Source organism: Bartonella vinsonii subsp. vinsonii, assembly GCF_902825235.1.
Taxonomy (GTDB): Bacteria; Pseudomonadota; Alphaproteobacteria; order Rhizobiales; family Rhizobiaceae; genus Bartonella; species Bartonella vinsonii.
Genome location: NZ_CADEAJ010000003.1, coordinates 79546 through 99158, shown reverse-complemented (window position 1 = coordinate 99158; position 19613 = coordinate 79546). Strand labels below are relative to the sequence as shown.

Here is a 19613-nt window from a genome sequence, read left to right as displayed (position 1 = left end):
CACTATATTTTGGTTGTATAAGGGAAATGGTTCTGAATGAGAATGATTAATTCTTCGATGGCAATTGGCTTAGTCACAAGTGTGCTTTGAACATATTTGCATCCTTCTTGTCGTAGAAAGATAGCTTCTTTTTCATTTTCAACGCCTTCTGCGATAATTTGCAAATTAAGGTCAATTGCCATATGAATAATGGACTTGAGGACAAGCTTTTTCTTGAGAGAGTCTATTGAGATAAGCGAGCGATCCAATTTAACCATGTCGAAAGGATAACGCACGAGATAAGCAAGTGACGAATACCCCGTTCCAAAATTATCGAGTGCAAGATTGATTCCAAGAGCTTTGATTTGTTCAAGAAAGTGTGCTGATTGTTCAGGATTCTTTCTTAAGACAAACTCGGATATTTCTATCATCAAGCCTCCTTTGTTGAGAGGGTTGCGAAGTAAAGCCGAGCGCAATTGACTGATAAAGCGCGGATGAATCATTTCTGTACTTGGTAAATTAATTGAAATAAAGAAGGATTGTTGAGAAAATTTTTCTTGTATATTTGTGAGATCAATAACAGCATGATTGATAATAAATTGCGCCAAATCCATAACGATTTTTTCATTTTCTACGATCTTAATAAAATCAGAAACATTTAAATTTCCGTAACTTGGATGATGCCATTCTATAATTGTTTCACAACCAATAATGTGTCCATCTGATAAATTAAGGATAGGATGGTAGAGGATTTTTATTTCATTGCGCTTTATGGCAGTGTGAATATCTTTCCCCATAGTGTTATGTTCAATGCCTAACGTGCGAAAACTGGGGCTAAAAGGTTCAATATGGTTACCACCCATTTGTTTTGCACGGATCATCGCGAGTTCGCTGTCATTTAAAATATCTTTAGCAGTTGATCTACTTTCATTCCATGTGACCAATCCAATTGATGTTGAAAGCATTATTTTTTTTTCTGTGAGTGAAATAGGTGCTGAGATTGTTTTATGCAGATGATCTGCAAATGCTGCAATTTTCTGTGGCTCGGTCTCACTGAGTAAAATGATTGCAAAACGATCTGCGGAAAGGCGTGATAAGGTATCTTGAAAGTTAATAAGCCGGCTTAAACGGCGTGCAATAATGAGCAGTACAGTATCACCAACAGCTATGCCTAATTTGCGATTAATTTGACGGAAATTATCAAAGTCAATCATAAAGACAGTTGGTCTAATTTTGATATTTGCTTTAGCTAAAGAAGTATAGTTTTGTAGTCTATCGAAGAAAATTTGTTGGTTAGGAAGACCTGTTAAGCTGTCATGGATGGCATCATACAATAAGCGTTCTTCGGATTTTTTGTGATTGGTAATATTGACAATGGTGCCAATGACACGCGTAATTTTTCCATCTTTTTGCATAGCTGGCCGTGCGCGAAGGGAGAACCAATGATAATAGCCACCACCGGAAGACAAACGAAAGATTTGATCGATACGTCCTTTTTTATTTTTAAGAATGATATCCAATATAGCCTGAAAGCGCTCACGATCATCATGGTGCAAGGCTGAAATCCAGTTACGCATAGGACCATTAAGTTTGTGGCTTTCAATACCAAAAAGAGTGGTCATATTTGGGTGTACAACAATGCGGTCACGCTCGACATTCCAGTCCCAAATAATATTTCCAGCTCCCTTTGCTGCGAGCACTTGTTGTTCAAGGTCGGAAAATATTCCTTCATGGAAAGCATCATTGGAAAAAGTTTGTTGCATGACAGTGAAGCTGATAAGAAGAATAATGAGTACTAATCCTCCTGCTAATGCGGGTTGGATAATATCATTATTTAAATACCCAGCTATGCAGGCATAAGCTCCAATACACCAGAAGCTAATGAGCAACCATGTTGGGATGAGCATAATTGCACGGTCATAGTTGCGGATAGAAAAATAGCTGATTAAAATTATACCAAGTACAGCGGTGAGGCCAAAAGACATACGGGCAATGCCAGCTGCTCTGGTTGGATCATAAATAGAAAATGCTCCCAGACCACAAAGAGAAATGGTCCATATAATTGCACCATAACTGAAGTGATAATGCCAACGATTAAGACAGAGATAGGTAAAAAGGAAAATGAAGAGTGTAGCAGCAAGTGCTACCTCTGTAGCAGCACGCCAGATCGGCTGCGTTGTTAGGGTAATTGCAAAGAATTTATTTAAAAAGTTAAAGTCGATGCCAATATAAAAGAGTACTGCCCAAGCGATAGCTGCTGTTGCAGGAAAGAGTCCTGTTCCACGAACGACAAAGAGAACAGTTAACAAGAGCGCTAAAAGACCTGATATACCAAGAAGGATACCATGATAAAGCGTATAAGAATTGATTGCATCTTTATAGGCTTCAGGTTGCCATAAATAGATTTGTGGTAGATTTGCAGAGTTAAGCTCGGCAACAAATGTAATGACAGCACCAGGGTTCAGTGTAATACGAAAGATATCAGAGTTTGCACTAGGCTGGCGATCGAGAGAAAAACCTTCACTTGGAGTAATGGACTGAATTCGTGCTGATCCAAGGTCTGGCCAAAGAAATCCTGAATGCGCCATACGATAATGGGGGGCTACGATAAGACGGTCAATTTGTTCATCTGTTGGATTTGCAAGAGAAAATACTGCCCAGTTGCCAGAAAAATTTTCACTTTTTGCCTGGACCTCAATGCGCCATACAATACCATCTGGTCCTGGTGCTGTGCTTGTTTGAAAGATAGAGTTATTGGTATGATGAATTTCAATTGCTTTTGAAAGGTCAAGAGCGGCATCTTGAGAAGAAATTTTGACAGGCTCGATTGCCTTTGCTGACGTAAGGTGGATAAAAGAACTGACGATTATAATGAAAATGATGTCAATGATTTTACGCAAACTCTTCACAATGTCCCACTCTCAGTATTTTAGGATGTTTCAGTTTAATTTAGATTTTCGAGAAAAAACGTCCACCTTTTATAATTTGTTCTACACAACAAGCGGTTATTATTTTCTTTTGAAAAGTTATACGATTTTATACAAAAATTAAGTTAACCTCCCATTTGCTTCAGTGAAGCTTGAAGCCAATAGAATCCTATATTTTTGTAAGGCAAAATTAAACCATGAGTTTTCAGATTTCACAGATATACCTTTGCTTATCAAATACTCTATCACATGAAGCAGGAGTTGGGTAGTTTTGTACAGCGCTTTGATAAATATTTCCCAAACTTATTTAGTGAGAAGAACATTCGTGGTAAATATTATTATAAAATCTGTGCAAGTTATGATGTTACTGCTTTATAAAAAATGACATCTCCAATATGCACGAAAACATTTTTTGCAGTCTTTATTTAATCCTATTGCATTTTGTATGAAAGAATTGATGTTAAATCATCAAAATTCATGAGCGATCCAACAGAACCGACAGCGGCTAATGTTGGAGTGGAATTGTTAACAAGACGATGGGCTAAATCAGTTAATCTTGCAGGAGTAATGAGATCTAAGCGTTCCATTGTTTCAGATATTGGAATTGGTCGACCATAAAGAAGCATTTGGCGAGCAATGAGATGCGCTTGACTAGATGGATTTTCCTGTGACATTGTAAGGTTAGCGCGATATTGCGCTTGTGCACGTTGAAGTTCATGAGCGTGAATATTTTTGCTTGCCTTAGAAAGCTCATCAAGAATCACGGGAAGCAGCTCTTTTAGTCCTTTTTGTCCAGTGGCAGCATGAACTCCAAAAAGCCCAGTATCTGAAAACCCCCAATGAAAAGCATAAACAGAATAGCATAATCCACGTTTTTCTCTCACTTCTTGAAAGAGGCGTGATGACATGCCTCCGCCAAGAATAATTGAAAGAATTTGAGCAGCATAAAAGTCACGTGCATGATAAGCGCGCCCTTCAAAACCAAGAACAACTTGTGTATCCATTAAATCGCGATATTCACGAAAATCGCCACCAACATAATTTGCAAGATTGGTGAGGGGGGCTGTTGCATGGGGACGAAAAGTGCTCAGGCGGCTTTCAACTTCTTGCAGAAAATTTTCATGCTGTACAGCTCCTGCTGCGACCACAATCATACGGTCTGCACTATATTGTTGCTTCATAAAATTGTGGAGGTCAGCAGATGTAAATGATTGAATTGTTTTTGGGGTACCTAAAATAGAGCGTCCGAGCGATTGGTGACGAAAAGCTGTTTCAGTAAAGTGATCAAAAACAATATCATCAGGAACATCACGAACGGCACCAATTTCCTGAACAACCACTTGTTTTTCTCGTTCTAATTCATTTTCATCGAATTTTGAATACATCAAAATATCGGCTAAAATATCAATGGCAAGTGGCATATCGTTTTTGAGTACGCGTGTAAAATAAGCAGTTGTTTCAGTACTGGTTGTAGCATTAATTTCACCACCAACATCTTCGATATCAGCTGCAATTTGAAAAGCTGTACGGTTTTCCGTTCCTTTGAAAGCCATATGTTCTAGAAGATGTGCAATGCCGTGTTGTGAGCAGGTTTCATTGCGAGAGCCAACCTTAACCCATATTCCGAGAGCTACACTCTCAATTTGTTGCATTGTATGTGTGGCGATAGTCAAACCATTGCTAAGGCGACTGATGTCTACACGCATGTATTTATGACTCCATTAATAAGCCAAATACCTTATTTGTAAGGGCATTGGAATATTGTTGATTTGACTCAATGCAGCTAACTTCAATAAGATGCACATGATTTTAAAGAAATGTAATCTTTTACTATTTTTTCGTTATTAGCAAGATTTATAAAATGTTCTTCGCGTTCCATTAAATTGTCTAGACAAGATGGACGGGGGACATTAAGTCCACAGGCACTTTTTATGGCGTCAGGAAATTTTGCAGGATGCGCAGTGGCAAGGACAATCATTGGAATATGTGGCTGCTTGTTTTCGCGTGCTACTTTAAGAGCAACAGCTGTATGTGGATCAGCAAGATAACCACTTTCTTTATAAATATGGTCAATCATTTGTGCTGTTTCAGTTATACTACTTTTCCCAGCAGAAAAGAGAGAACGAATATTCTTAAGCTGTTTTTCATCAAGATGAAAATATCCTGATTTTCTCAAATTTTCCATTGCATTGCGAATCCATACTGGGTCACGTTCGCCACTTTCGAAGAGCAAGCGTTCAAAATTAGAAGAGATTTGAATATCCATGGACGGTGATGTTGTGTGGGTTATCGGCTTTGTTTCATAAATACCGCTGGTTAATGTGCGTGCGAGAATGTCATTATCATTTGTTGCAATGACCAGCTGTGCAATGGGTAATCCCATACGGGCTGCAACATAGCCTGCAAAAATATCACCAAAATTTCCAGTAGGAACAGTAAATGAGACGGATCTATCAGGGGCACCGAGGGAGAGTGCAGATGAAAAATAGTAAACAATTTGCGCCATGATACGCGCCCAGTTTATAGAGTTAACACCTGAAAGCGCTCTTTTTTGTCGAAAATTATGATCGTTAAACATTGCTTTAACGAGAGCTTGGCAATCATCAAAATTTCCGTCGATGGCGATAGCGTGAACATTACTACTTTGATTGGTGGTCATTTGTCGTTGTTGAACAGGTGATACACGTCCTTGAGGGAATAAAATAAAAATATCTGAATGCTTTCTTCCAGCGAAGGCTTGTATCGCCGCACCACCAGTATCCCCTGATGTAGCAGCAATGATTGTTGCTCGTTTGTTTTTTTTAGTGAGAACATAATCCATCAATCTAGAAAGAAACTGCATTGCAACATCTTTAAATGCCAAAGTAGGACCGTGAAAAAGTTCAAGGATAAATTCATTTTCTCCAGTTTGTTGTAACGGACAGATCGCTGGATGATGGAACGTGGCATAAGATTCAGCAATCATATTTTCAAAAGAGGTATATTCAATTTCATTATTCACAAAGGGCCAAAGAACTGTTTGAGCAATTGTCGTATAGGATTGTCCGCGGAGCGCTCGTAATGTATCGGGTGATAATTGAGGGAATTTTTCTGGAAGATAAAGGCCACCATCATGAGCGAGACCAGTCATGATAGTTTCAGTAAAGCCTAAAGTGGGGGCTTCACCTCTTGTGCTGATATATTTCATAAGTTTTTTCTTTCATTTATTTTCAGTAAACTGAGGAAACTCTATATTTCATGTTTTTAAAGAGATTGAAATTATTAAATGAATGAAAGTTTATTTACTTATGCTTGTGAATAATGAAAAATCAATGGCAGAAGAATAAATAATCTTAACATTTTTAGATGTTTTGATATAACATATTGAATAATAAGAAAATTTTATTTTATTAAAGTTTAACTCTTTTATTTATTATTTTATAATTTATGTTGTTATTCTAAATACTTTGATCATTATACAAGATAATATTTCTCGCAGAAAATTCATTGCGAGTGCTTATTTTTTTTTCAACCTTGTATAATCAAAAATGCATATGATAATTAACCTCTGCGAAGTGGCAATTATGATTCATGCTGGGGATTTATGAGATAATTTCATGGTATTTCGTGCGTAAGCTGTACATCGGAAGAACTATTTGTTCAGTTTAAATTATCTGTTTCTATGCTAAGAGGTATTCTATTTATATTACGAGTATTATGCGTAATGAGAGAATTTATCCATAGAAAGCACAAAAAACCTGCCCCAATTCTTTGAAGCAGGTTAGAATTTAAAAATGTTTTGGAATTATTTGGTTTTTTAGGTCTATTTTTTGGTTTTTCCTATTCCTATACCGATTAGCCCACTGAATATAGCCATAAGAAACCCAGTAAAGTAACCAAAAAGCATGGATCCTATTGTCGTAAAAGTTCCTAGTGTAATAGGTTCAAATACTTTCTCAATTTTACCTTCAGTGGTATCTTTATTTTCTGTTCCATGATTTAAACTTGGAACAGAAAGAGTAGCTATATTGATTGCCTTCTTTTTTGCCTGCTCTATGATAGAAACATCTTCTTGTTGTGTGTTATTGCTCAAATGGTTTGCGTGAACATTTACGACTTGTGAAAGAAAGAAAGCACTTGCTATTAAAATATTTAACATATGATTTTTTAGAACTTTAATCATAATTCCACCTCAAATATTTTTTAATTTTATCTTTAATGAAGCAAATATATTGATAGAGCTGCTCAACACGCTCACTATAGGAAATGTGAGTGGCTCTTGTTGCTTTTAACAGAGGGGCCGCTGTGCATTTTTATTTTAAATAATGAACAAGTAATGCGGCTGTACTCTGGTGTTATGTTGAAAGATCTTGTTCTTATAAATATTTCAAATGTTTAAGCACGAGATTTGGTGAGTGATATTATGCCATTTATCATCCATGCTAAGAACATACCCATTATAGATGTCCCATATCCAACTAACACCGAAAGACCAAAAGTTCCCAGTGTAAGGGGCTCCAGCACCTTTTCGACTCTTCCTTCAACAGCAGCCTCATTTTTTGCTCCATCATTTAAATTTAAAACATAGAGAGCAGCCATATGGGTTACCTTCTTTTTTGCTTGTTCTATAATAGAAACATCTTCTTGTTGTGCATTATTGCTCAAATGATTTGCGTGAACATTCACAATTTGTGAAAGAATAAAAACAATCGCTATAAAAATATTTAATATATAATTTTTAAAAAGTTTTGTCATAATTTTACCTCAAATACTTTCTACCTCTAATGTGAATTTATGATTGCATTAGTAAATAAACATAAGGGGTAGTCTGTATTATCTATATTTGTTATGGTAGAATTGCTTCACTATGTTGTTTAAATATTTTTATTAATTCATAGCGAAGCTATTCCTTGTAGCTTTATAGTAGATGGTTTTATTTGAACATTAAGACTATGTCTTTTATCCATCCGATTATTGAGCTTACGAAACTTATTGCATATCCAGCAAATAAAAGTCCCACTCCTAATGTCATAGGTTCAACGACCTTTTCAACTTTTCCTTCGGCGCTAGCTCCATTTATAGTTCCATAACTTACCGCTGGAACATAGGGAGCAGTCGTACTAACTGCTGTAGATGTTACAGTTGCTACTTGTTCCAACACGTAATCAGTAACGTCCTCTTTTTGAGAACTATTTTTCAAATAATTTGCATGAGCACTTACAATTTGTGAAAGAAAAAAAGTAGCTACTACAAAAGTGTTTAACACATAATTTTTAAATACTTTGATCATAATTTTTACCTCAAATATTCTCTATTTTTTTATTAATATGTAAGAGATAAGTGCATCTATAGATACTTAATAAGTATAATAAAATAAATACAAATTGTATCAACACATTGCACAATATGCTGATATATACTTCATTATGAATTTATAGTCAATAACAAAATATTAACATTATGTATTTTTGTATAATATCTACAATAGATCTCTAGATTATATTTTATTTACTCAAATTATGTTCAAAAATTTACTAAATGTATTTATGTATATAAAATGGTATAATTTAGTAAAATTCTTATTTTTTAAGTGGTATCTAGATGTTTTTGTAAAAGAGAGGCAAACTATCAGGAAAAAAAGGCTTTCTGTGCCGTTTTTGTAGTTTATATTTTAAGCTGTTTTGTGGACATAAGCTAGAGTACAGAATACATCGTATGAGTAGAATTTAGTATTGAGACATAAAACAATAACGAACAATGAAAAAATCTCAGATTATCAGCATATAAAAGAGATTTTATAAATTTTATTTCAAAATTTTGCGGAAATAAACTAATAGATACTCTGTTTATTATTAATTATAGTATAAAAAAGAGCGCTGAAAAATGTGATAGATTGTTTGCCAATAGGCTCTTTAATAAAATACTATGTTTATTGGTAAGGCTTTATCCAGAGTGATAATTGTTATAGCTCTGTATATTCTAAAGTCATCTTTAATTTCTGTATTTATATTGAAGAAAATAACATAGTTTATTCCTAATTGTATGAACTTTGTATTTTGTTATGATACCAAGTAAAGTGCAATAGTTTTTTATAATAAGTAAATCCAATTGAGGAGAAATCAAGATTTCATAAATTATGACAATGCTACATACTTTAATTCTATATAGCCAATGCTGCTTTTATTTTAGCTTTTGTAAATATGCCTTACGAGGTCAAGTTATCTTGAAAAAGTGTTCTTTAAGAGAGTTTAAATTAATAACCCTCAAGAGAACTTTTTATGATAAATCGCGCCATACTGCCATTGCTTCTAAGACTTCTGGTAAATGGGCGTGTTTGGTGATAACCGTTTCAGCACCAGCTTCTGCAAGTGCATGAGAGTGACCAAGATAACTATGTGATCCTCCAGTAAAACCAATAACACGCATGCCTGCTGCTGACGCTGCATGTACGCCATGAAGTGAATCCTCTATAACAATAGTATTTTGGGGTTCTACATGTAATTGTTGTGCGGCAAAAAGAAAAACATCAGGGGCTGGTTTCGTTTTTTTTGTTCCAACTTCAGGAGCAGAAAATATTTTAGCTTTATCATCAAAAAGATCGTAAAGACCAACGGTAGAGAGCATCTCTTTTATATCTACGCTCTTTGCATTAGAGCAAATACAGTACGGATAACGCGTTTGAATGGTCTCTATTGCTTCTCGTATGCCATCAATAGCATGTAATTCAGTTGCTATTTGTGCACGAAAAAGATTTGACATTTGATCTATAAGATGAGCAGAAACTGGTTTTTCTGTTTCCTGTTCAACTTGTTTAAGAATATCGCGAAAAATAAGCCCTGCATAACGTTCACTCAATTCTTCAGGTGATATTTCATATCCTGTTTGTTTAAGTAATTGAGATCCAATTTTTGCTGCGAGATATTCAGAGTCTACTAAAACTCCATCACAATCAAAAATAACGAGATCTATTTGAGGCATGAGATATTCCTTTACATATTATATAGCTTGAAAACTTTCATGAAAATGCCATTGAGACGATTTTATTGCATAAAAACATGCTTTGAAAGTGATTCTTATTTATATGATGAAATAAAGATACGGGAATGGTGCGTTGAAGAGAAGAAAATAAGGATTTATCAGTATAGACTTTCTTTATTTTTCTTGAAATAGCAAAAACACCTATTAATTTTGTGGAATTTTAACGATACGTTTACTCTATTTTGTAAATATGGAGTGGTAATGCGGGCCTATAAACTATTTTGATTGATTATAGGGCAAATTCAGTTCACTTCGTTGGGTTTTTCATGACAGTTATTCAGCTTCAAAAAGAATTCGGTCACACTCTTTCACGGATACCATGGCGCAATAAAATTTTCAAAGGGGATTGTGTTGCAGTATTGGAAAAACTTCCGAAACATTCAGTTGATGTGATTTTTGCCGATCCTCCTTATAATTTGCAATTGGATGGTGCTTTATATCGTCCAGATTATTCGCTTGTTGATGCGGTTGATGATGCATGGGATCAGTTTGAGAGTTTTGCCGCTTATGATGCATTTACGCGTGCATGGTTGCTTGCTTGTCGTCGTGTGTTGAAACCCAACGGGACGATTTGGGTTATAGGATCTTACCATAATATCTTTCGGGTGGGCACGGCTTTACAAGATTTAGGCTTTTGGATGCTGAATGATATCATTTGGCGTAAAAATAATCCTATGCCTAATTTTCGAGGGCGACGCTTTCAAAATGCTCATGAAACGCTTATTTGGGCTGTTCGAGATCAAAAAGATAAAAAATATACATTTAATTATGATGCCTTAAAAGCTGCTAATGAAGATCTACAAATGCGTTCAGATTGGCTTTTTCCTCTGTGTACTGGTGCTGAACGTTTAAAAGATGAGGCAGGGCGTAAATTACATCCAACACAAAAACCACAAGCTTTATTAGCCCGTATCATTATGGCTTCTAGTAAGCCGGGGGATGTCATTCTTGACCCGTTTTTTGGTTCGGGGACGACAGGCGCTGTTGCCAAACTTTTGGGGCGTGATTTTGTGGGTATTGAACGTGAGCAAGATTATATTGATGCAGCATGTGAGAGGATTGCTGCGGTTAAACCTTTAGCTAAACCAGAATTGGCAATTTTGGATAGAAAGAAAGCAGAGCCGCGTGTAGCATTCAACAGTTTGCTTGAAGCAGGTTTACTTCATCCTGGAGAGGTTCTTTATGACCGCAAGAAGCAAGTATCTGCTATTGTAAGGGCTGATGGTACGGTCATGCATGGTGGTGAAGCTGGTTCTATTCATGCAATGGGCCGAAAGGCACAAGCATCACAAAGCTGTAATGGTTGGACCTTTTGGTATTATGAAGAAAACGGACGCTTGAAACCCATAGATGATTTAAGGATGGTCATACGTACACAGATGTTAAAAACTGGTGTTGTATGAAGAACTAGGCTGACTGCATCACTATTCTGTTAGCCAACTTCAATGTTACGCACTTAATATTTAGATCTTTTGGCATTTATTTTTTCGTAAACATTTTTTATTCACATATATCCCCTGCTTGTGATGTGCAAGCGAGCGGTTTTAGGGTGATTCATCATGAGAGGGAGAAAAGAAGAAATCCACCATACTCGAGGTTTTTATTCAAGCTATAGGGTATGAATTGTCATTATAAATCAATTTGTTATGAAAAAAACATTGTGCATTTAACTAAAAAATTATTTTTTCAGTGATGAGAATTATTTTAATTGAAAAAAATGGGGAATTGCTACGGAAATGGCTTTTTTCATAACCGTAGGAAGTGCTTCTTCGGCAAGATGATGGATATCGCACCACCAGCCATTTTCATCATTCATTTCGTGCGTACTGTTAGCATAGTAAACGTCGAGTTTTAAAGAAAAGTGGGTAAAAATGTGCGTAATTTGTCCTTTGAACTGCCAGTTAGCAATAAAGGGTGCGTTTTGAAGTCCGTTTTCGCTATGTATGCCAATATTATTAGGAATTTGGGTCATTCCACCGAGAAGTTTTTTACCCTTTCGTTTTTCTAAATAAATTTGTTTATTTTCATTCAGGACAACAAAAGCAATGCCAGTTTTTGAAGGGCGTTCTTTTTTAGGAGCTTTGACAGGAAAAGATTCTGTTATTTTCATTTTTGCAGCTTTACACAAACTGTGAAGAGGACAGAGGTAACAAGATGGTTTACGTGGCGTACAAATAGTTGCTCCCAGATCCATCATCGCTTGAGCAAAGTCACCAGGACGATCTAAAGGGGTAATTTTTTGTGTTTTTTCTCTAATTTCAGCTTTTGCTTTTGGCAATACTGAAGCGATAGCAAATAAGCGGGTTACAACGCGTTCCACATTACTATCAACGACTGCTACAGGGTGGTTAAAAGCAATTGCGGCAATAGCTGCGGCTGTGTAGTCGCCAATACCTGAAAGAGTTCGCAATGTTTTTACGGATTGTGGAAATTGTCCTCCGTAGTTTTCAACAAGCTGCTGTGCACAATTTTTCAAATTACGGGCGCGTGAATAATAACCAAGTCCAGCCCAAGCTTTCATGATATCGTCTTGTGAGGCTTTTGCTAAAGAAGAGAGGTTAGGCCAAAGTTTTAGAAATTTTTGGAAATAAGGCTTCACCGCTTCGACAGTTGTCTGTTGAAGCATGATTTCAGAAAGCCAAACGCGATAGGGATCAGGGGTGATGCCTTGCTTTTGTTCTTCTGGAGTAATACGCCATGGTAAATGCCGGTGCTTTTGATCGTACCAAGAAAGGAGGCGCGAAGCAATTTCATGCATGATTGTTTTGAACCATAGAAAGATATAAAATGCAAAAGAAAAAAACACTTATTTTACAATTCATATTTTACTTTTTCTCCTTTAATTATAAAAACTTTTGTTAGATGAGAATTGGATTTTGTTGATATTTGATGAGATGTGCGGGAGAATATTTTTTGAAATGAAAGAAACCGTTATAATTCAGGACGTGACTGAATGATGATCTAGAAAAATGAGCAAACAATTTAAAAAGCGCCATTTTTATTCTCTTTCTGAGACGGTATCCAAAATGCTTGATCCGGTTTTATGTAAACGGACAGGGCTTAATGTCGCACTGATAGAGCATTGGTCACAGATTGTTGGTTATGATATCGGTGAACATACAATGCCGCTTAAAATTATTTGGAAACGACGCGCTAATCAAGATGAAGTTTTCCAACCGGCGACACTTGTGGTGGCGTGTGAAGGATTTTCTGCTTTAAAATTGATGCATGAAACAGATGAATTGCTGCATAGAATTAATGTTTTTTTTGGATATATTGCTATCGATCGTATCAAGATTGAACAAAGATCTATGTCTGCTCTGAAAAATAATTTGCCCATGAAGGCAGATCCGAATGAAACAGAGAAAAAACGTATAAAAAAAATGCTTAAGGAGATTGAAGATGAAAGTTTACGACAATTGCTTTATGAACTTGGTTGTTGCATTTTTGCAGAAAAAAATAATAAATAGAGAAAGCTGTTTTATACGTTTTTTTAGTGTATAAAAAACTGTAGGATTTTTATCTGTTAACAACAAAAGAAAAGTATTATTTATGATGAACTGCCGTTCTTTTTTACATTTTGCAATAATTTTTCTCTTAATGGCTTCTGGACCAATCAGTACACCTGTCTCTATCGCTAGCGGTACTAAACCAATTTCAACTGTTGATATGGGTAAACTCCTTCAAGAGGGCAAGGTTAAGGATAGATTTGAGGGGGAGGAGAATGCACCAGTAACAATTGTTGAATATGCTTCATTGACATGTATTCACTGTGCACATTTTTATAATGATATACTTCCAGAAATTCGTAAAAAATATATCAAAACGGGAAAAGTAAGACTTATTTTCCGAGATTATGCTTTTGATCCGCGAGCGACGGCAGGTTTTATGTTAGCACGTTGTGCACCAGAAGATCGTTATTTCCCTATGATAGAGGTTTTATTTCAAAAACAGCAGGAGTGGGTCTGGAAGAAAGACGCTCTCACACCATTGAAAAAAATTGGTTTAATGGCTGGTTTTACGGATGAAAGTTTTACTGCTTGCTTGAAAAATCAGTCCATTCTAGATGAAGTGAATGCGTCTTTTGAACGTGGTAAAGAGCTTGGTGTCACAGCAACACCTACCTTCTTTATTAATGAGAACAAGTATGAAGGTGCAATGTCCGTGGAATCCTTCTTTTCGGTGATTGATAGTTTTCTTAAAAACTAAATCTTCTTTCCAAGAGATGGGTATTGATTGTGGTCGTTTTTCTTTTGGAAAGATTGATTTTATGCATTTATAAAGCAATATTTTTTAGCCAATTTTGAACCGAATATTGTTTTGATGATATTAGCTCGGATCAAATCATGTTTCGATGCTGATGGGAGGATTTGTATTATGACGAAATGGGTTTATAGTTTTGGGGATGGCTATGCAGAGGGAAGTGCAAGTAAGCGCAATCTTCTTGGTGGGAAAGGGGCTAATTTGGCAGAAATGAGTAATCTTGGTTTGCCTGTCCCTCCAGGATTTACTCTTACAACAGAAGTTTGTAATTTTTATTACGCACATGGTAAAACATATCCTGAAGAATTACAGGAAGCTGTTAAACAAGCGCTTAAACGCATTGGTGAACAAACGGGGCGCGAATTTGGGCATGAAAAAAGGCCACTTTTACTCTCTGTTCGTTCAGGTGCAAGAGCTTCTATGCCAGGGATGATGGATACAGTACTTAATCTTGGTATGAATGATGAAGCTGTAAAAGCAATTGCTTTACAAGCCAATAATGAACGCTTTGCTTACGACAGTTACCGCCGTTTTATCCAAATGTATTCTAACGTTGTTCTAGGTTTGGATCATACTTCTTTTGAAGAGATTCTTGATGAGTCAAAAGCGCGCAGAGGTTATACTGTCGATACAGAAATGACAGCAGACGATTGGAAAGATGTTATTGTTTCTTATAAGGCATATGTTCAAGAACAGTTAGGAGAACCTTTTCCGCAAGATCCTGAACAACAGTTGTGGGGGGCGATTGGAGCGGTTTTTTCAAGTTGGATGACTGCACGTGCAATTACTTATCGTCGTTTACATAATATTCCTGAAAGTTGGGGAACGGCAGTGAATGTACAGGCAATGGTATTTGGCAATATGGGGGAGGATTCGGCGACAGGTGTTGCTTTTACACGCAATCCATCAACAGGAGAAAAAGAACTTTACGGTGAATTTTTAGTTGATGCTCAGGGTGAAGATGTTGTAGCGGGTATTCGCACTCCCCAAAATATCACAGAAAATGCGCGTATTATTGCGGGTTCAAATAAGCCATCTTTAGAAAAAATTATGCCGGAAGCTTTTTTGAAGCTGTGTCAAATTGCGCAGAAGCTTGAACAGCATTATCGAGATATGCAAGATCTCGAATTCACGATTGAAAAAGGGAAATTGTGGATGTTGCAGACTCGTTCGGGAAAGCGGACGGCACGTGCTGCTCTAAAAATGGCAATAGAAATGGTTGAGGAGGATTTGATAAGCCGTGAAGAAGCGGTAATGCGAATAGATGCAAAATCGCTTGACCAGCTTTTACATCCGACACTTGATCCCAAAGCAGCACGTTTTGTTATTGCACGTGGATTACCTGCTTCTCCAGGAGCGGCGACTGGAGAAATTGTTTTCACTTCGGAAGAGGCCGAAGCTGCGTCGGCAGAGGGGCGCAAAGTTATTTTGGTGCGTGTAGAAACAAGCCCAGAGGATATTCATGGAATGCATGCTGCAGAAGGGATTTTAACAACGCGTGGTGGGATGACAAGTCATGCTGCTGTTGTCGCACGTGGCATGGGAAAACCGTGTATTTCTGGTGCTGGCAATGTACGGATTGATTATAACACAAACACAATGTTTGCTTCGGGGGAAAATTTTAAAAAGGGTGATGTCGTCACGATTGATGGTGGAAGTGGAGAAGTTCTCAAAGGGAAGGTTGCGATGTTGCAGCCGGAGCTTTGTGGCGATTTTGCAAAATTGATGGAGTGGGCTGATGGGATGCGGCGTATAAGAGTTCGTGCCAATGCTGAGACGCCCTCTGATGCACGGATGGGGCGTTCCTTTGGGGCTGAAGGTATTGGACTTTGCCGTACAGAACATATGTTTTTTTCTGGTGAACGTATTGTTGCTATGCGCGAAATGATTTTAAGTAATGATGAAAGTGGTCGTCGTAAGGCATTGGACAAACTTTTGCCCATGCAGCGCTCAGATTTTAGCGAATTATTTGAAATTATGTGTGGTTTGCCTGTTACTATCCGCTTACTTGATCCACCACTCCATGAGTTTTTGCCAAAAACGGACGCAGAAATTCTTGATGTTGCAACGGCTATGGGAGTATCGGTCGATGTGCTTTCTGAACGCGCACAGCAGTTACATGAATTTAATCCTATGCTTGGATTACGAGGATGCCGTTTAGCTATTACATATCCCGAAATTGCAGAAATGCAGGCGAGAGCCATTTTTGAAGCAGCAGCAGAAGCTGATCAAAAATCTGGATCTCCTGTTATGCTTGAAATTATGGTGCCGCTTGTTGCACTGAAATCTGAACTTGATTTTGTCAAAGCGCGTATCGATCAGGTTGCTAATGAGGTAATGAAGGAAAAGGGAAAGAATATTCAGTATATGGTTGGGACGATGATTGAGCTTCCTAGGGCAGCCCTTCGGGCAGATGAAATTGCTCAAACTGCCGAGTTCTTTTCATTTGGAACAAATGATCTGACACAAACCACTTTTGGAATTTCACGTGATGATGCAGCTCCTTTTTTAGCTACTTATTTTCAGAAAGGACTTTTAGAACAAGATCCTTTCGTATCAATTGATCGTAATGGAGTAGGGGAGCTTATTTCTATTGCGGCTCAGCGGGGTCGTTCACAGCGTGCAAAAATTAAACTGGGCATTTGTGGTGAACACGGGGGCGATCCTGCTTCTATTGCATTATGTGAAGAAAATGATCTGGATTATGTGTCATGTTCTCCTTTTCGGGTGCCAATTGCGCGTTTAGCGGCAGCACAGTCGGCTATTGCAAAAAAAGCATAGAGATTTCAAGAAAATTTTTATTATGAGGTAACTGTTTTTTTTATTTAGACTATTTATAAGAGGCATATTTACTTTTTTGAATTTTTTACCCACACGCTTATTCTTTTTGTAATTTGTAAGAAAACGCTTTTTTTGATTTATGATAGAAGGAGTTGAAATAAGAGAATTTCACTGTACTCAAAGTTTTTTGACTGGCAAGAACGATGAATTTTCTTTGTAAATCAAAATTTTAATTGCAGAACGCAGAATGAATACATATTTTTCTTTATTAAAAGAAAAAAATTCTAGAATACACTCTAAGTTGTATGCGTAGGAAAAAGGAAGTTATGTCTTTTATGTATTTATGAGAAAAAGCATAAAGCAGAGGAACGCATTATCGCTATGTTTTCAGTATTCACTATATAAGATGAATTTTGCCATCAATTCAACAAACCAACTTCACGCATTTTCATCAAAACGGTGTGATCAATTTTACCTGTTATGGGAAGATTAAACATTTTTTGAAATTGTTTTAAGGCATCTATTGTCTTTTTGTCTTCTATACCCGTAACAATAACCTCTTGGTGACCAAAAATACGTAAAGCTTTTTGCACTTGCATGATATCTGCAACAGGATGCTTTAAAACAGTTTCTTTTGAGCGTGGCATAGCTTCTGTTTTTGTTGTTTTATTTACCATTTCTATTTCACTACGCTTAATTAATACTGTAATTTCATCCGTTTCTGGATTGGGTAAAATATTATGTTGCATTCCATGAGTGGTTTGTTGTTTCCAAAGTGCTATAGCACGGCGCATTTTAGGTCCCTCTATTCCATCTAAAAGACCATCATAAAGCCCCAATTTTGCCAGCTTCTTTTGCATTTTTAATGTGTTTTCTGACAAAGCATGTGAAGATAAGTTTTTGTGTAGTTGGTTTGGAAAATCTACAGAAGGATCAGGAGAGACTGCGCTAAGTTTTGCTTCTGGAGAGTTTTTTTCTCTATCTGAAGCAAATGTAAATTTCATTGTCGTAAAGACATCTTGATGCATTATCATTTGCGAAAATAAAGCATTAAATGAAACAAATACAAAACTAATGATGAAAAGAAGTGAGCCAATGAAAAACAGAGCATTTTTCCGTGTATAGAAATAAAATGTTTTTGTTATCCAAAAAAGAAACCGACAGCTTATAAGAAAAAATGTTATAACAATACTACTATAGTGTTTACGTTTTTTTGCTGTTTTTGTTCTGCGCGTCTTTCGTTTTTTTGCCATTATTTTTATTTTCAAAGAGTAATTATTTTTATACAGAAAAGGATATAAGTTATTCTCACTTACAGTGAGAGGGAAAGAGTTTTATGTTGTTTCTCTTGTCTTTCAAATTATTAAAATGAACAAATTCGTCATATAAATCTATAAGCTGATAAATGAACAACAGTGCTTACCCAGTTTTCTTAGCTTCATATTTTACAGCATTTCTAGTCATGTATAAAACAGCTTCCGTCTATGCAATACCGTTTATGCGATTGAAACTATATCACCATGTATCATCATCTAAACTGAAAGTGCTACGTCATTTCCTCATTTTTTATTTTTTGCGTATATATTTTCTAGTCTTTGAAATCAAATTGAAACAACATTGTATTTATCATGTTGCAGAGCTGAGAACAGTATTATACTTTTTTCAAATATCTCATATGTATATAAACCTATATTTCTACACAATGTTGATGCGTATAAGTTTTCTCATATCATATATATTCTAGCATAAATCCATTTTACTAATATTCGATAAATTTCATGAAACTCAACAGAAGTTATTTTTAAAATATCTGCAAGAAAAGTGGTTGGCGGCTTAATTCTTATAATTTTATATCGTACTTTTTTATAAAGGGTATTGTTAGGTATCGAAACCTCACTTATTGTCATGATTATGAGCTATCATTTTGTTTTTCGTACTACATGTATGTTTATGATATGTCATGAGAGTGCAATCTCACAGATTTCAACGCTTTTATTTTTTACTGTGCAATTTTGACGCGTATTTTTTAATGAAAAGGTTATGCGCTCTCGTTTTTGTACAGCTGCATCATGTCTTATGACAACATAATGAATGCTATACATCTGATAAATAAATGCTCAATTTTATAAAGGACTTATCTTATAAATTTTTTATAAAGAAGAAGAGTATAGACTGCTGCTTGTGTTTCGTTTACAACTGCGGTGCATTGGTTGCTCATGATACGTTTTTTGATCAAATTATTCTTTTTTTTGTTTTTTGTTTTTGTCATCATTTCATTTTTTTTAGAAAAGCCGAGCAATAATCATTCCTTTTCTCAAAAAGATCATGAGACAATAACGAGCGATATGATTATTGCTTTTAAAGAAGCTTTAAGTGATTTAGGAACATTTTGTGATCGTAATATAGAAGCCTGCAAAGTGGGAAAGTCCTTTTTAAGTTCACTTGGCGAACGTGCATATTATGGTGCAAGAGCAGCTTACGAATATTTTGGACGCATACTGGATGATAGGAATATAGAGACTTCTCCAAATATTATGTCTAAGAAGGAAGCACAAGAGTCTACACAAAAACAGAAGTATACGACATTACCTTGAAATATTTTTTGAATGCTCATTATAGGTATTATGCTAATAAGAAGAGTAATTA

Annotated in this window: 14 protein-coding genes; 5 read left to right on the top strand and 9 right to left on the bottom strand. The window is 36.2% G+C overall.

Annotation, left to right across the window (positions count from 1 at the left end; translation table 11 throughout):
• Positions 1-2: 2 nt before the first annotated feature.
• From J7R12_RS03840 to J7R12_RS03810, 7 genes are all read right to left on the bottom strand, one after another.
• On the bottom strand, positions 3-2888 hold the full coding sequence (locus tag J7R12_RS03840) for an EAL domain-containing protein (protein ID WP_126602798.1): 2886 nt from the start codon (positions 2886-2888) through the stop codon (positions 3-5).
• 449 nt (positions 2889-3337) lie between these two features.
• The gene (locus tag J7R12_RS03835) at positions 3338-4612 is read right to left on the bottom strand and encodes a M16 family metallopeptidase (protein WP_126602800.1); all 1275 of its coding nucleotides are present in this window, start codon (positions 4610-4612) and stop codon (positions 3338-3340) included.
• Between the two features lie 83 nt (positions 4613-4695).
• Positions 4696-6093 carry a threonine synthase gene (thrC, locus tag J7R12_RS03830; RefSeq protein WP_126602802.1) on the bottom strand — a complete coding sequence of 466 codons (1398 nt, stop codon included), beginning with the start codon at positions 6091-6093 and terminating at the stop codon, positions 4696-4698.
• Between the two features lie 615 nt (positions 6094-6708).
• On the bottom strand, positions 6709-7068 hold the full coding sequence (locus tag J7R12_RS03825; protein ID WP_126602804.1) for a hypothetical protein: 360 nt from the start codon (positions 7066-7068) through the stop codon (positions 6709-6711).
• A gap of 212 nt (positions 7069-7280) precedes the next feature.
• Positions 7281-7640: a hypothetical protein gene (locus J7R12_RS03820; protein ID WP_126602806.1), complete on the bottom strand. Its 360-nt coding sequence runs from the start codon at positions 7638-7640 to the stop codon at positions 7281-7283.
• Positions 7641-7818: 178 nt separating this feature from the next.
• Positions 7819-8175 carry a hypothetical protein gene (locus tag J7R12_RS03815; protein ID WP_126602807.1) on the bottom strand — a complete coding sequence of 119 codons (357 nt, stop codon included), beginning with the start codon at positions 8173-8175 and terminating at the stop codon, positions 7819-7821.
• 986 nt (positions 8176-9161) lie between these two features.
• Positions 9162-9863, bottom strand: a complete 702-nt coding sequence (locus J7R12_RS03810; RefSeq protein WP_126602809.1) for an HAD family hydrolase — start codon at positions 9861-9863, stop codon at positions 9162-9164.
• A gap of 326 nt (positions 9864-10189) precedes the next feature.
• On the opposite strand from J7R12_RS03810, the gene J7R12_RS03805 reads away from it, so the two are divergent.
• Positions 10190-11326, top strand: coding sequence for a site-specific DNA-methyltransferase (locus tag J7R12_RS03805; protein ID WP_126602811.1), 1137 nt, complete (start codon positions 10190-10192; stop codon positions 11324-11326).
• A gap of 296 nt (positions 11327-11622) precedes the next feature.
• Here J7R12_RS03805 and mutY read toward each other — a convergent pair whose 3' ends face one another.
• Positions 11623-12681, bottom strand: a complete 1059-nt coding sequence (gene mutY / locus J7R12_RS03800; RefSeq protein WP_197721518.1) for an A/G-specific adenine glycosylase — start codon at positions 12679-12681, stop codon at positions 11623-11625.
• A gap of 211 nt (positions 12682-12892) precedes the next feature.
• On the opposite strand from mutY, the gene J7R12_RS03795 reads away from it, so the two are divergent.
• From J7R12_RS03795 to ppdK, 3 genes are all read left to right on the top strand, one after another.
• On the top strand, positions 12893-13393 hold the full coding sequence (locus tag J7R12_RS03795) for a DUF721 domain-containing protein (RefSeq protein ID WP_126602814.1): 501 nt from the start codon (positions 12893-12895) through the stop codon (positions 13391-13393).
• Positions 13394-13475: 82 nt separating this feature from the next.
• Positions 13476-14132 carry a DsbA family protein gene (locus J7R12_RS03790; RefSeq protein ID WP_126602815.1) on the top strand — a complete coding sequence of 219 codons (657 nt, stop codon included), beginning with the start codon at positions 13476-13478 and terminating at the stop codon, positions 14130-14132.
• A gap of 168 nt (positions 14133-14300) precedes the next feature.
• The gene (gene ppdK, locus J7R12_RS03785) at positions 14301-16967 is read left to right on the top strand and encodes a pyruvate, phosphate dikinase (protein ID WP_126602817.1); all 2667 of its coding nucleotides are present in this window, start codon (positions 14301-14303) and stop codon (positions 16965-16967) included.
• A gap of 419 nt (positions 16968-17386) precedes the next feature.
• Here ppdK and J7R12_RS03780 read toward each other — a convergent pair whose 3' ends face one another.
• Positions 17387-18220, bottom strand: a complete 834-nt coding sequence (locus J7R12_RS03780; protein ID WP_126602819.1) for a peptidoglycan-binding domain-containing protein — start codon at positions 18218-18220, stop codon at positions 17387-17389.
• A gap of 963 nt (positions 18221-19183) precedes the next feature.
• Here J7R12_RS03780 and J7R12_RS03775 point away from each other — a divergent pair.
• Entirely contained in the window at positions 19184-19561 is a 378-nt protein-coding gene (locus J7R12_RS03775) for a DUF5330 domain-containing protein (RefSeq protein WP_126602821.1), read from the top strand.
• Positions 19562-19613: the final 52 nt, after the last annotated feature.